Annotated in this window: 12 protein-coding genes; 1 reads left to right on the top strand and 11 read right to left on the bottom strand. The window is 63.5% G+C overall.

The genetic code is table 11. The features are described 5' to 3' along the window. Positions 1-113: 113 nt before the first annotated feature. The 11 genes from ACF8FB_RS02600 to ACF8FB_RS02550 form a co-directional block, all read right to left on the bottom strand. Positions 114-290, bottom strand: a complete 177-nt coding sequence (locus tag ACF8FB_RS02600; protein WP_003247232.1) for a hypothetical protein — start codon at positions 288-290, stop codon at positions 114-116. 122 nt (positions 291-412) lie between these two features. Continuing rightward, a complete protein-coding gene (locus tag ACF8FB_RS02595) occupies positions 413-1,543 on the bottom strand; it encodes a lactonase family protein (RefSeq protein WP_010953030.1) in 1,131 nt (376 codons plus the stop codon). Continuing rightward, on the bottom strand, positions 1,509-1,799 hold the full coding sequence (locus ACF8FB_RS02590) for a DUF5629 family protein (protein WP_049586638.1): 291 nt from the start codon (positions 1,797-1,799) through the stop codon (positions 1,509-1,511). Before ACF8FB_RS02590 ends, ACF8FB_RS02595 begins: the two co-directional genes overlap by 35 nt. 63 nt (positions 1,800-1,862) lie before the next feature. Further along, positions 1,863-4,238, bottom strand: coding sequence for an RND family transporter (locus ACF8FB_RS02585; RefSeq protein WP_049586703.1), 2,376 nt, complete (start codon positions 4,236-4,238; stop codon positions 1,863-1,865). Between the two features lie 20 nt (positions 4,239-4,258). After that, positions 4,259-5,299, bottom strand: coding sequence for a WD40/YVTN/BNR-like repeat-containing protein (locus ACF8FB_RS02580; protein WP_392510975.1), 1,041 nt, complete (start codon positions 5,297-5,299; stop codon positions 4,259-4,261). A 193-nt stretch (positions 5,300-5,492) separates the two neighbouring features. Continuing rightward, the gene (pepN, locus tag ACF8FB_RS02575) at positions 5,493-8,150 is read right to left on the bottom strand and encodes an aminopeptidase N (protein WP_392510974.1); all 2,658 of its coding nucleotides are present in this window, start codon (positions 8,148-8,150) and stop codon (positions 5,493-5,495) included. Positions 8,151-8,163: 13 nt separating this feature from the next. Continuing rightward, positions 8,164-8,994 (bottom strand): DUF2797 domain-containing protein, encoded by an 831-nt coding sequence (locus ACF8FB_RS02570; protein ID WP_003247225.1) that lies wholly within the window; start codon positions 8,992-8,994, stop codon positions 8,164-8,166. Beyond that, positions 8,991-9,251, bottom strand: a complete 261-nt coding sequence (locus tag ACF8FB_RS02565) for a YeaC family protein (RefSeq protein ID WP_003247224.1) — start codon at positions 9,249-9,251, stop codon at positions 8,991-8,993. Before ACF8FB_RS02565 ends, ACF8FB_RS02570 begins: the two co-directional genes overlap by 4 nt. A 13-nt stretch (positions 9,252-9,264) precedes the next feature. Next, positions 9,265-10,152: a rhomboid family intramembrane serine protease gene (locus ACF8FB_RS02560; RefSeq protein WP_392509968.1), complete on the bottom strand. Its 888-nt coding sequence runs from the start codon at positions 10,150-10,152 to the stop codon at positions 9,265-9,267. Beyond that, positions 10,149-11,120, bottom strand: a complete 972-nt coding sequence (locus tag ACF8FB_RS02555; protein WP_010953024.1) for a metallophosphoesterase — start codon at positions 11,118-11,120, stop codon at positions 10,149-10,151. Before ACF8FB_RS02555 ends, ACF8FB_RS02560 begins: the two co-directional genes overlap by 4 nt. After that, positions 11,120-12,010, bottom strand: coding sequence for an NAD(+) kinase (locus tag ACF8FB_RS02550; protein WP_003247220.1), 891 nt, complete (start codon positions 12,008-12,010; stop codon positions 11,120-11,122). The genes ACF8FB_RS02555 and ACF8FB_RS02550 overlap by 1 nt, the downstream gene beginning before the upstream one ends. On the opposite strand from ACF8FB_RS02550, the gene ACF8FB_RS02545 reads away from it, so the two are divergent. Continuing rightward, on the top strand, positions 12,009-13,031 hold the full coding sequence (locus tag ACF8FB_RS02545) for a DUF1853 family protein (RefSeq protein ID WP_049586635.1): 1,023 nt from the start codon (positions 12,009-12,011) through the stop codon (positions 13,029-13,031). The genes ACF8FB_RS02550 and ACF8FB_RS02545 overlap by 2 nt on opposite strands. Positions 13,032-13,203: the final 172 nt, after the last annotated feature.

Genomic DNA, 13,203 nt, shown 5'->3' with positions numbered 1-13,203 from the left:
TGGGTCCGTGTGGGAGCGGGCATGCCCGCGAAGCAGGCACCGCGGTGGATGGCACCGGCTCTGCCGGTGTTCGCGGGCATGCCCGCTCCCACAAGGACCTCACACAAGCCAGATCAGTGGTGGTGCTTGCCACTCAGGGCCGCATGGAAATTGGCGCTCTGGCGCAGGTACTGCTCGGTGTAGCTGTGGGTGGCAGAAGCCTTGCTGCTGTCGGCATGGGCATGCGCTGGCAGTACGACCGATGCGGAAATGGCGGATGCGGCAATAACCGGGAAGAGATTGAAGTTCATCTGGGCTTACCTCGACGGCGGTGGTTTGACGGTGGCCCTTTTGGGCCTTGGGTCAAACTTACGCCGCCGAGGCCGCACGCAAAAATTCATTGCAGCAGTACCGATTATCACGCTGATCGATATCACTCGATGAACTTGAGGTCCGAGGGTGCATCCTGCTTCAGCGTCTGCACCGTCTCCAGCAGCTTGCCACTGCGCGGATCGCGACGTATCACCACGATCTGGTTGCTCTTCTGGTTGGCCACCAGCAGGAAGTTGTCACTCGGGTCCAGGGCAAACTCCCGAGGGTGATCACCTTCTGCCGGGCGACGCTGCAGGAACGTCAACTGGCCGTCCTGCTTGCCCACGCTGAACGCCACAATTTCATTGGCCGTGCCACGGTTGCTCACGTACAGGAAGCGCCCGTCCGCCGACAGGTGCAAGCCACCTGCTGCCTTCGCTGCGGCCTCCTGGCGCTCGGTCAGGGGTAAGCGCTGGCGTTCAACCAGGTTGCCGTCCTGCACATCGAACATCACCACCTCGGCGTTCATTTCCAGGGTGAGGTAGGCGTGCCGGCCCTTGGCGTCGAACAGCAAGTGACGCGGACCGCTGCCCGGCGGCAAGGCCACGGACGCAGGTATCGCCGCTGTCAGCGGGTGGTCCGCACTGGCACCGTCGTAGCGGTAGATGAACACCTTGTCGGCACCCAGGTCGCTGGCATACAGGTGCTGGCCATCCGGCGACAGCACCAGCGAATGCACGTGGGCGCCGGCCTGGCGCTCAGGGTTGACCCCGCTCGCTTTATGCCGGGCCTGTTGCACCACGGGCTTGAGCGTGCCGTCCTTGGCCACCGGGATCACCACCAGGCTGCCACCGGGGTCGGGGTTGACCGCGTAGTTGGCCACGAACAGGTAGCGCTGGTCACGGCTGAGGCTGGCGTGGGTGGGCTCGTCGCCCTGGGTGACCACTTGGTTGAGCGGCTTGATTTCGCCTTTGCTGCTGATGCTGAAACTGCTGGCATGGCCCTGCGGGGTCTCATTCACCGCGAACAGCTGACGCTGGTCGGCCGACAGCACCAGCCACGAAGGGCTGACGCTTTTCACCACCTGCAGAGGTGTTGGGCCGATTTGGCCGGCCTTGTCGTCGAAATGGTAGCGGTAGATACCCTGGCTAGCGCCATCGGTGTAGCTGCCCACCAGCAAGGTGGCAGCGTGTGCAGAGATTGTCAGGCTCATCAGGCTAGCGGTCAGCAGGCTCGTCCAGGTCCGGTTCATCTTGGTCATCATCCGGGGCACGAAAGGCACTCATACAGACTAGCCGATGCGCGCCGTTGGCATCGTCGAGTTGCCACTCGTCTCCGGTGGCGATGGCGGCAGCGATTTGCTCAGGGGTGAACGACCAGCGACGCAATTGGCGGCCGTCCATGCATTCGACAGTGAGGCCGGCTTCATCAACGGTGAAATCGAAGGCGTGCAGGCCGTCGATCAAAAGCATATCGCAGGACTGCAGGGCGGTAGCGAGGGGGGACATAGGGGTACCCATCTGAAATGAGCTGGCAGTATAACCGGGGGGCCGCAATGCGGCCCCCTCCAATCAATGGGCGAAGATCGACCCACCCTCCTTGCCCACCATCTTCTCAGGCTTGATCAGGAACCGCGCCAATGCCGGTAGCAGCCACAGCGCACCAAACATGTTCCAAAGCAGCATGAAGGTCAGCATCAGGCCCATGTCCGCCTGGAACTTGATCGCCGAGAAGATCCAGGTGCATACACCAATAGCCAGGCACAACCCGGTGAACAGCACCGCCTTGCCGGTCGAGCGCAGGGTCTGGTAATACGCCTCCTGCAACGGCAAACCGGCACGCAGGAAGCTTTCCAGGCGGCTGTAGATATAGATGCCATAGTCCACGCCAATGCCCACCCCCAACGCCACCACCGGCAAGGTCGCCACTTTCACCCCGATACCCATGTAGGCCATCAGCGCGTTGCCCAGCACCGAGGTCAGCACCAACGGTAGCACGATGCACAGCGTGGCGGCGAACGAGCGGAAGGTGATCAGGCACATCACGGCCACGCAGATGTACACCAGGATCAGGATGGTCAGCTCGGCCGACTTGATCACTTCGTTGGTCGCTGCCTCGATGCCGGCGTTGCCCGCCGCCAGCAGGAACTGCAGGCCTTCCTTGTCATGGCTGTCGGCAAATGCCTTGGCCACGGCGGTGACGCGCTCCAGCGTTTCAGCCTTGTGGTCATTGAGGAACACCAGCACGGGTGCCAATGAGCAGTCGCCGTTGTAAAGGCCGTCGGCCCGGGCGATGGAGTTGTTGAGGATGTCCGGGTTGCGCGACAGGGTTTCCCATTTCAGGCTGCCCTCGTTCATGCCCTTGATCACCTGTTTGGAAACGGTGACCAGGGAAATCGCCGACTGCACGCCTGGGGTGTTTTCCATGGTCCACATCAGCTCGTCGATCGGCGCCATGGTCGAGTGGACCGAGCACTTCTCCGACGGCGTCTTGACCATGATCACCAGCACATCGGAACTGGTCGAGTAGTTGCTGATGATGAAGTTGTTGTCCTGGTTGTAGCGCGAGTCGGGGCGCAGCTCCGGTGCGCCCTGGTCGAGGTCGCCGATCTTCAGGTTCTGGCTGTACCACAGGCCACCGGCGAAGGCGAGCAGTGCCAGCACCACCGACACCGGCGCCACCTTGGCACTGGCGAAGTTCGACAACAGGCGCCAGAACGGGTGCTCGCAGGTTGCGTCTTTCTTGCTGCGCTCGATGGCCTTCTTGCTGATGCCGACATAGGAGATGGCCACCGGCAACAGGATCAGGTTGGTGAACACGATCACCGCCACGCCGATGGAGGCGCCGATGGCCAGTTCGCGAATCACCCCGATGTCGATGATCAGCAGGGTAATGAAGCCCACTGCGTCGGCAAGGATGGCGATCATTCCCGGCAGGAACAACTGACGGAACGTGCGCCGGGCAGCGGTAAGGGCGTTGTCGGCATCACTCGACTGCAGGGCGATGCCGTTGATCTTCTGCACCCCGTGGGAAATGCCGATGGCGAAGATCAGGAACGGCACCAGCATCGAATACGGGTCCAGGCCAAAGCCTACCGCATGCATCAGCCCCAGTTGCCAGACCACCGCCACCAGCGTGGTGATGAGCACGGCGACAGTGCTGCGGATGCACCAGGTGAACCAGTACAACAACACCAAGGTGATCACCAGGGCGACGCCGAAGAACATCGCCACCATCACCAGGCCATCGATCAGGTCACCGACCTTCTTGGCAAAGCCGACGATGTGGATTTTTACATTGGGGTTCTGCGCCTGGAACTTGTCGCGGATCTTCTCTTCCAGCAGGTGAGAGAACTGCTGGTAGTCCAGCTTCACCTGTTTGCCCGGGTCCTGCGGGTCGGGGTAGCTCTCCAGCAGCGGCACGTCGACGATGCTGGACTTGAAGTTGTTGCCTACCAGGCGCCCCACCTGGCCTGACTTGAGCACGTTGTCGCGCAGGGTATCGAGGCTGTCCTGCGACCCGTTGTAGGTGTTAGGGATGACCTCGCCACCGGAAAAACCCTCTTCGGTGACCTCGCTCCAGCGCACGCTGGGGCTCCACAGTGACTTCAGCCCGGCCCGGTCGACACCGGGGATGTAGAACACCTCGTCATGGATCTGACGCAGGGTCTCCATGTAGTCCTTGTCGAAGATGTCACCGTTCACCGCCTCCACCGAGATGCGCACGGTGTTGCCGAGGTTGGCCAGGTCGTTGCGGTGCTCCATCATCTGCTCGATGAACGGATGCTGCAGCGGGATCATCTTCTCGAAGCTGGTGGACGGGCGAATCTGCGTGGCCTGCCAGAACAGGAAAATGCTGACCAGCACGCACAGGGCGATGACCACTGGGCGGTTGTTGAAGATCAGGCGTTCGAGCAGCGTGGCTTTATCCTGGTGATGCGGGTGCATGGTAATGCTCTCCCTGCTGGTCATGGGCGCACCTCCGGGGCAGGCTGATCAGCCCCTTCGGCGCTGGCCAGGTGCACACCACCCTGCCCCACCAGCAGCAGGCCGCCGTTGGCCAGGCCACTGACGCCGGCCAGGGCCAGGCGGTCGGCGCGGTTGTACACGCTGAAGGTCTGGCCGTCGTCCGTGCTGCGCAGCACGCTGCCACCATTGCCGACCAACACCAGGGTGCCATCATCGACAAGCGTAGCGCCTGCCAGGCCGAACTCCAGGGTACCGCGTGCGGCCTTGAGTTCGATCGGCTGCCAGTTGTCACCGAAGTCGCTGGAGCGGAACAGGTTGCCGCGAAGGCCGTAGGCCAGCAGGGTCTGCGGCCTGGCGGTGCCGATCACGCCGAACAGCGAGCCCTCGTAGGGGCCCTGGACCTTGGCCCAGGTCTGGCCGTTGTCGGTGGAGCGGAACATGCCGCCCTGCTCACCCACGATGAACAGGCCGGCATCGCGCACGTGGGCGATACCGTTCAGGTGCAGCTGGTCCGGGTTGTCCAGCCGCTCGGCCACATCCTGCCAGTGTTGCCCACCATCGGTGGTTTCCAGCAAGGCACCATAGGCCCCCACGGCAAAGCCGTGCTGGGCGTCGAGGAAGGTGACATCGAGCAAGGGTGCTTCACGGGCGAGGTCTTCGAACTGCTTGCTCCAGGTGGCGCCGCCGTCGGTGCTGGCGAGGATCTGCGCGTCATGGCCGACGGCCCAGCCACGCTTGTCGTCGAGGAAAAACACGGCAGTGAGCAATTGCCGGGTGGGTACCCGAGCCTGGGTCCAGGTACTGCCCTGGTCGTCGGAGAACAGAATGTGGCCTCGATCACCCACCACCACCAGGCGCTTGCCGGCATGGGTGGCGTCGATCAACAGGCTTTGGCTGGCCTTGGCCGATTCGGTGGAGTATTCGTCGGCGGCCGCGGCCTGGGCGCTGTCTGCCCACACCCCCAATGCCAATGCCAGCATCGCGCTGGCTGCCCATGGCCAGGCACCACGCCTGGCTGGCGTACGTAACTGTTCCCTCATGACTGCCCCCTTGTTGTGTTCTTTTTTGGTGGGTCAATGCATTGCAGGCTTTGCAGAAAGCCTGATCTAGAGGCCTGCAATAGCTTGAGGAGATCGTAGCGGGGATGTTTGCGGGAGTACAACGGGCGGGGTGTTATGTTTTGTTGTCGGCCGGGGAAAGCCGGGGCCGCTGGGCGGCCCCAATTCACCAGAATTACGCCAGACTCTTGCTCACAACCTCATACACATCACTGGACAACTCACCCGAAGCCAGAATGCGCTCCAGCTCACCCTTCATCAGCGCCTGACGCGCATCGTCATACTTGCGCCAGCGTGTCAGCGGCGCCAGTTGCCGCGAGGCAATCTGCGGATTCAGCGCATTCAGCTCGATCACCAGGTCCGCCAGGAAGCGATACCCGGAGCCATCGGCAGCATGGAAGTTGACCAGGTTCTGCCCGGCAAAGGCACCGATCAGCGCACGCACCTTGTTCGGGTTCTTCAGGGTGAAGGCCGGGTGCTGCATCAACGCCTTGACCCGCGCCAGCCCGCCCGGCAGCGTGCTGGCCGCCTGCACGCTGAACCATTGGTCCATGACCAGCGGGTTGTCCTTGAAGTGCTCGGCAAAGGCCTCCAGCGCTTTGGCGCGCTCGGCCTCGAACGGCGAGTTGACCAGTACCGCCAGCGCGGTAAGGCGCTCGGTCATGTTGTCGCAGTGCTCGAACTGCTCCAGGGTCGCGTCCAGCACCTGTTGCTTGCCACTCTGCATCAGGTACGACAGGGCAATGTTCTGCAGGCTGCGGCGGGCAAAGTGCTCGGCCGAGGCCACATAGGCAGTGCTGCGCGACACTTCACGGTTGGCCTGGTAACGCGCCCACAGGGCGTCGAACAGGTGTTCGGCGATCTGCTGGCGTGCGAACTCGCGGGCGGCGTGGATGGCGTCGACGTCGGCCACCTGGCTGATCTCGGTAAGGTACGCCTCACCTGGCAGCGAGAGCATTTCGGCCACCATGGCCGGGTCCAGCGATACATTGCCCAGCACAGTGCCCAGGGCGGTGATCAGGCGCTGGTCGAGCTTCAGGGCTTCGCCGCGTTGATGCTGGCCGATCAGTTCCTGCAGTACCTGCACCGACAGCTGCTGGCCCGCTTCCCAGCGGTTGAAGCCGTCGCTGTCGTGCTGCATCAGGAACATCAGCTGGTCACGGTCATACGGGAAGCTCAGCTTCACCGGGGCGCTGAAGCCACGCAGCAGCGACGGCAGCGGCTTGGCCTGGATGCCCTGGAAGGTGAAGGTTTGCTCGGCTTCGGTTACCGACAGCACGCGGCTGGTTCCTTGAGCAGCGTCTTCGCCAGCCAGTTGCAGCGGCAGGTCGTTGCCATCGGCATCCAGCAGGCCCAGCTCCACCGGGATCACGAACGGCAGTTTCTCGGCCTTGTCCGGGGTCTGCGGGCAGCTCTGGCGGAACGTCAGGCTGTAGGTCTGCGCGGCGGCGTCATACGCCTCGCTGACCTCCAGGCGTGGGGTGCCCGCCTGGCTGTACCAGCGCTTGAACTGGGTAAAGTCGACGCCGTTGGCGTCTTCCATGGCCTTGATGAAGTCGTCGGTGGTTACCGCCTGGCCATCGTGACGTTCAAAGTACAGGTCGCTGCCCTTACGGAAGCCTTCGCTACCCAACAGGGTACGGACCATGCGCACCACTTCAGCGCCCTTCTCGTAGACGGTCAGGGTGTAGAAGTTGGAGATTTCGATGAAGCTTTCCGGGCGCACCGGGTGGGCCATGGGGCCGGCGTCTTCGGCGAACTGGTGGGTGCGCAGGTAGGCGACGTCTTCGATGCGCTTGACCGTGCGCGAGTTCATGTCGGCACTGAACTCGGCATCGCGGAATACCGTGAAGCCTTCCTTCAGCGACAGCTGGAACCAGTCACGGCAGGTGACGCGGTTGCCCGACCAGTTGTGGAAGTATTCGTGGGCGACCACGCCTTCGACGCGCTGGTGCGCAGCATCGGTGGCGGTTTCGGCACGGGCCAGCACACAGCTGGAGTTGAAGATGTTCAGGCCCTTGTTTTCCATGGCGCCCATGTTGAAGTCATTGACCGCAACAATCATGAAGATGTCCAGGTCGTACTCGCGGCCATAGACTTCTTCGTCCCAGCGCATGGACTTTTTCAGGCTGACCATGGCGTGGTCGCACTTGTCGATGTTCTCGGGTTCGACGTAGATGCGCAGGGTCACCTCACGGCCGGACTGGCGGGTGAAGCTGTCTTCAACGCACCACAGGTCACCGGCCACCAGGGCGAACAGGTAGGCCGGCTTCATGAACGGGTCTTCCCAGGTCGCCCAGTGGCGGCCATCTTCGGCCGGCCCGCTGCCGATCGGGTTGCCATTCGACAGCAAGACCGGGTAGCGATGCTGCTCGGCGATGACCGTGGTGGTGAAGGTGCTCATCACGTCCGGGCGGTCGAGGTAGTAGGTGATCTTGCGGAAGCCCTCGGCCTCGCACTGGGTGCAGAACATCTTGCCCGACTTGTACAGGCCTTCCAGGGCGGTGTTGCTTTCCGGGTGGATCTTCACGCTGGTGTCGAGGGTGAAGCGCTCGGCCTTGGGCTGCACGGTCAGGCTGTCGGCGTCGAGTTGGTACTCGCCTGGCTGCAATTCCTGGTCATCCAGCGAGGCGCGCAGCAGTTCCAGCTGCTGGCCATCGAGTTCCAGTGGCGGCAGGCCGGCACCGCGTGCCGGGTTGCGGCGCATGACCAGTTGCGCGTGAACCAGCGTGTGGTCCTCGAACAGCTCGAAGGTCAGGTGCGTCTCGTCGATCAGGTACTCCGGCGCCTGGTAATCCTTGAGGTAGATCACTTGCGGTTGTTCGGTACGCATGTGCAGGTCCTTTTTACTGGAGCACGGCCAACTGGTAGGCCGTGTACTTGCGAATATTGATCACACCGGTGTCGAAGATCAGGTACTGGCCCTTGATGCCCAGCAGCGTGCCCTCGGCCACCGGGTCCTTGTCGAGGTTGAAGCTGACAATCTTCTTCGGGTACGCCTCGACCGGGTAGTTCATCTGCACCACTTCGGCGTCCGGCAGCGGCTGGATCGCCTGCAGGCCAAAGCGCCCCTGCAGCTCGCGCAGGCCGTCGGCGCAGGCTTCGAAGACCTGCTCCCGGATGGCCGGCAGGTCGAGCACCTCGGCATCGCCCTTGAGCAGCGCGCGCCAGTTGGTCCGGTCCGGCACCTGGCTGCGCAGCACGTCTTCGACCAGGCCCGATTGCTGCCGGGTGGCCACGCGCATGATCGGCAACGCCTGGCTGGCGCCCTGGTCGAGCCAGCGGGTGGGCAGCTGGGTGGCACGGGTGATGCCGACCTTGATCCCCGACGAATTGGCCAGGTAGACGACGTGGTCGGTCATGCAGAACTGTTCGCCCCACGACGGTTCGCGGCAGGTGCCGGCGTCGTAGTGGCATTTTTCCGGGGCCATGATGCACACGTCGCACTGAGCCAGCTTGGTCATGCACGGGTAGCAGTAACCCTGGCTGAAGCTGGTCTTGGTGCGCTTGCCGCAATGGCTGCAATGAATGGCGCCGAGGTATTCCAGGCGCAGACGCTGGCCGATCATGGGGTTGACCGGCACCTGGGTGTCATCCAGGCGGAAGCTGTACTGCACCACCGGTGCCTGCAGGCTTACGGCCATCTTGCTCAACGAGCCACGTGCGAGTTCGATCAATGTACCGAGTCCGACTTGAACAGAATGTTGGCGATGGGCGCGGACTTCGACGCACATTCCTGTGGGCCCATGTAGCCGGTGCGCTGGTCTTCGGGCAGGTTCTTCATCTCCCAGGCGATGACCGCCTGCAGCGACAGCTCTTTCTGCTCGGCGGTGAGCTTGCGGCCGTCGGACCATTTGCCGATTTCCACGGCCAGTTTCAGGCTCTGGTAGATTTCCGGGGTGATGTTTTCAATCATTTGCGCGAAAGTGGACATAGTGTCTCCTGATTCAAGCCGACAGTTTACGCCGGGCCAGCGCCCCACCCAAGAGCCCGGTCAGGCATCCGATGAGCAGCCCGCCGACGTGGGCGGCATTGGCGATCTGGCCAAGGCCGAGCGTGCCGACCACGCCGGTCAGGCATACCACCAGCCAGATCAGCATCATCACCAGCACGCCCTTGGGCAGGTTGAAGTAACGGTCAGGCGCCAGCCACTGGTACAGCCAGATATGCCCGAGCAGGCCGTACAGCACGCCGGACAGGCCGCCAAACAGGCTCGGCCCGCTGGTGTAGTGCTGGGCCAGGTTGGAGACCAGGCTGAACAGCAGGGTCAGGCCCAGCAACGCCCACGGGCCCTGGCGCAGTTCGATGCGTTTGCCCAGCTCCCAGTACCACAGGCTGTTCATGGCCAGGTGCAGCACACCGAAATGCAGCAGCATGGGCGATACCAGGCGCCACCACTGGCCTTCATCCAGGGTTTGCGCCAGCGAGGTGAAGTACAGGTAGTCGCCCTGGACACGGAAGTCGAGGAAGGTGAACCAGCTGATGGTGGTGAAGTTGTCGCCAAGGCCCGTGAGGCCGGCGACGATGAAGCACAGCAGCAGGGTGAGAGTGGTGACTTTGCAGGCCTTGGCTTGCTCTACCAGGGAGGGTTGTGTGGGGCTGTTCGCGGGCATGCCCGCTCCCACAGGGTCCTGCGCAGGTTCGAGATCGGCGTTGCCGTCGGGGTAGCGCTGGTAAAGCTGCAGCACATCTTCGGCCAGGGTGTCGGGGGCCCAGAGGACCTGGGCATCACCCTCCTCGCTGACCCGGTGCGGCACCTGCAGGCGTTGCAACAGGTGGACGAAGCCGCTGAGGTCGACCGACAGCGGCAGGCGCATCACTTCGATAATGTTCATTGGTTGGCCTGTGGGCGGTCGACGTCGACCCAGACGAACTTGTGCGGGTCGATACGGGTTTCATCATCCAGCCGGTAGGCGACCAGCTTGCCGTAGAGCACGGCGCTGTAGTCCAGGCAGGCCAGGTTGGCGCGGATCGGTGCCGGTCGGCCGCTGCGCCAGTAATGCCCGACGAACAGCATCGGCTGGTCTTCGTCATAGCGCAGCAAGGCGTTCTTCTGGCTGTGGCTGAGCGGGGTGCTGGCCACTTCCTCGGGCAGGGCATCAGGCTGGAACACGATGTCACCGTAGGTTTTCGGGTCTTCTTCCCAGAACTTGGTGCGGAAAAACGCGCGGGTCAGGCCGTCGCCGCCGGTCAGCGTCAGCCCGTCCGGCAGGCGCATGTCGGTACCGCGCAACAGGCGGTTGCACACTGTGTCGGCAAAACTGCCACTGACCGCCGAGGCCTGGATGAAGTGTTCATCGATGCGGCCGTCGGGGTATTGCTGGCGCAGCGGCTCGATCAGCCGCGGGTCCCAGCAGGCGTGCACCAGACGGAAGCGCCCTGCGTCGATGAACAGCGGCAGCTGGTAGAACCAGTTGACGAAATCGTGCCAATCGCCGGGGTGCTGGGCAAACTGAGTCAGGGTTTCGTCGATCAGCCGGGCATGCCGCGGCGTGTGTTCGCGGACATAGGCCTTGCCGCTGCCAGGCAGCGCCGGGGTGACCCAGCCCAGGGCATTGTATTCGTGGTTGCCCATGATGCAGAACGCCTGGCCGGCTTCGACCATGTCGTGGACGATGTGCAGCGCCTCGCGAATGCGTGGCCCGCGGTCGACGATATCGCCAAGGAACAGCGCCTGACGTCGCGGGTGGCGCCACACGCCGGCCACGCGCTTGTATCCGAGGGCGTCGAGCAGGCGTTCAAGGGTCAGTGCACAGCCGTGCACGTCGCCGATGATGTCAAAACTTCGCGCCGGATCGAGCATCAGTCGTCACTGCTCCCCAGGCGGCTGCCCCAACCCAGTTTGGTGCGGCAGACCTCGTAGTAATTGTGGTCCAGCGGGTGGATCAGGCGCAGCTTTTGCGGCTTCTTGCTGACCGTGATGGTGTCGCCGGGGGCACAGGTGAAGTGGTTCTGGCCGTCACAGGACACCTGCGGGTAGATCTGCAGGTCCTTGGACACCACGATCTTCAGCTCGCTGTTGCCGTCAACCACGATCGGCCGACCCGACAAGGTGTGCGGGTACATCGGCACGATGACGATGGCATCGAGCTTGGGGTGCATGATCGGGCCACCGGCCGACAGCGCATAGGCGGTGGAGCCGGTGGGGGTGGCGACGATCAGGCCGTCGGCCTTCTGGCTGCAGACGAACTGGCCGTCGATGTAGATCTCGAACTCGATCATGCGCGTGGACTTGCCCGGGTGCAGCACCACGTCGTTCAGCGCATCGCCCTGGCCGATGGCCTCATGGTGGCGACGCACCTCGGCCTGCAGCAGGAAACGGTTTTCTACCAGGTAGTGGCCGTCGAGCACTTCGGCGACCTTCTGTTCCAGCTCGTCGGGACGAATGTCGGTGAGAAAACCCAGGTTGCCACGGTTGATACCCAGCACCGGAATGTTGTGCCGGGCCAGCGCGCGGGCAGCACCCAGCAGGCTGCCATCGCCGCCGACCACGATGACCAGGTCGCAGACCTCGCCCAGCAGCTTGCGGGTGGACGTCTGCAAGCCGTGGCCGGGCAGCACTTCGGCAATGGTGTCCTCGAGGATCACGTGCAGGTGGCGATCGAGGAGGAATTTTTTCAGTCGGCGAATGGTGTCGAGCACCTGCGAGCTGCCAAGGCGACCGATGATACCGATATTGCGAAATTGCTCCATGGGGCTCCTGCAAGGCTCTGCGGCGGGTGACGATGCGCCGATTATGGGCGAAACCACCGGGCAGCGGCAAACCGGCTATGCTCGCAGGATGACGCCATTCGCCCAGCTTCACGACCTGCCCCGACAACTGCAGCACTCCACCGTGCGTGACCTGGCATGGGCCTTGTTGTCGCCGCCCCTGCTCAGCGCCCCGCCCTGCCCCCAGCGACACCCGCTGGCGGGCAGCCTGTGGGCGCAGCAGCCGCAACGCCTTGAACAATGGTTGCGGGCCCTGGATGCCGATGACCGACCGTTGCGCGCCTGGCTGGCGCAATTGGGCAGCCGGCGCCTGGGGCATTACTACGAACGCCTGTGGCAATTTGCCCTGAGCCAGGCGCCAGGCATCGAGCTGCTGGCCGCCAACCTGGCGATTCGCGACGGCGGGCACACCCTGGGCGAGCTCGACGTGGTGCTGCGCGACCGCGACGGCGTGCACCACCTGGAACTGGCGATCAAGCTGTACCTGGGCCCGGAAGACGCCGGGCACGATCCCCATGCCTGGCTGGGGCCAGGTTGCCATGACCGGCTGGGGACCAAGCTTGCGCACCTGGCGGGGCACCAGTTGCCCATGTCCACGGGAGCGCACAGCCGTCAGGCGCTGGCGCAGCTAGGGGTGGAGCAGGTGCAGGCGCAAATGTGGCTGGGTGGTTACCTGTTCTATCCACGGCCTGGGCATGCCGAGGCGCCGGAGGGCGCCAACCCGCAACATTTGCGGGGGCGCTGGCTTCGTCGGCGGGACTGGGTGATGGCCGAGGGCGAGCGTTGGCAGCCGCTGCAGCGGCATGCCTGGCTGGCGCCGGCAAGGGTGGAGTCAGGTGAGTGCTGGCAGGCGGAGCAGTTTGCAGCCTGGCTGCATGTGCTGGAGCAGCAGGCACCGGCGCACTTGCTGGTACGACTGGTGCCTGATGCCGATGGTGCCTGGCAGGAGGCAGAACGGGTGTTTCTGGTGGGTGATGACTGGCCCTATCTGCCCGGTAACTGATGTCGCCTGCTCCGGCCCCTTCGCGGGCACGCCCGCTCCCACAGGGACTGCACGGCTTCAAAGACTGTGCAGTCCCTGTGGGAGCGGGCGGGCCCGCGAAGAGGCCGGTGGCTGGCAACACAATTTTCACAGACCCAGCGCAAAGATTCGTTTCTGGTAACCATTACAATGG

The organism is Pseudomonas sp. yb_2 (assembly GCF_043103905.1).
Taxonomy (GTDB): Bacteria; Pseudomonadota; Gammaproteobacteria; order Pseudomonadales; family Pseudomonadaceae; genus Aquipseudomonas; species Aquipseudomonas alloputida.
The sequence above is the reverse complement of the archived record's forward strand: the minus strand, read 5'-3'. Positions and strand labels throughout refer to the sequence as shown.

Coding starts and splice junctions, on each gene's coding strand:
- ACF8FB_RS02600 (WP_003247232.1), bottom strand. CDS start 290: ATGAACTTCAATCTCTTCCCGGTTATTGCCGCATCCGCCATTTCCGCA.
- ACF8FB_RS02595 (WP_010953030.1), bottom strand. CDS start 1,543: ATGAACCGGACCTGGACGAGCCTGCTGACCGCTAGCCTGATGAGCCTG.
- ACF8FB_RS02590 (WP_049586638.1), bottom strand. CDS start 1,799: ATGTCCCCCCTCGCTACCGCCCTGCAGTCCTGCGATATGCTTTTGATC.
- ACF8FB_RS02585 (WP_049586703.1), bottom strand. CDS start 4,238: ATGCACCCGCATCACCAGGATAAAGCCACGCTGCTCGAACGCCTGATC.
- ACF8FB_RS02580 (WP_392510975.1), bottom strand. CDS start 5,299: ATGAGGGAACAGTTACGTACGCCAGCCAGGCGTGGTGCCTGGCCATGG.
- pepN (WP_392510974.1), bottom strand. CDS start 8,150: ATGCGTACCGAACAACCGCAAGTGATCTACCTCAAGGATTACCAGGCG.
- ACF8FB_RS02565 (WP_003247224.1), bottom strand. CDS start 9,251: ATGTCCACTTTCGCGCAAATGATTGAAAACATCACCCCGGAAATCTAC.
- ACF8FB_RS02560 (WP_392509968.1), bottom strand. CDS start 10,152: ATGAACATTATCGAAGTGATGCGCCTGCCGCTGTCGGTCGACCTCAGC.
- ACF8FB_RS02555 (WP_010953024.1), bottom strand. CDS start 11,120: ATGCTCGATCCGGCGCGAAGTTTTGACATCATCGGCGACGTGCACGGC.
- ACF8FB_RS02545 (WP_049586635.1), top strand. CDS start 12,009: ATGGGGCTCCTGCAAGGCTCTGCGGCGGGTGACGATGCGCCGATTATG.
- ACF8FB_RS02550 (WP_003247220.1), bottom strand. CDS start 12,010: ATGGAGCAATTTCGCAATATCGGTATCATCGGTCGCCTTGGCAGCTCG.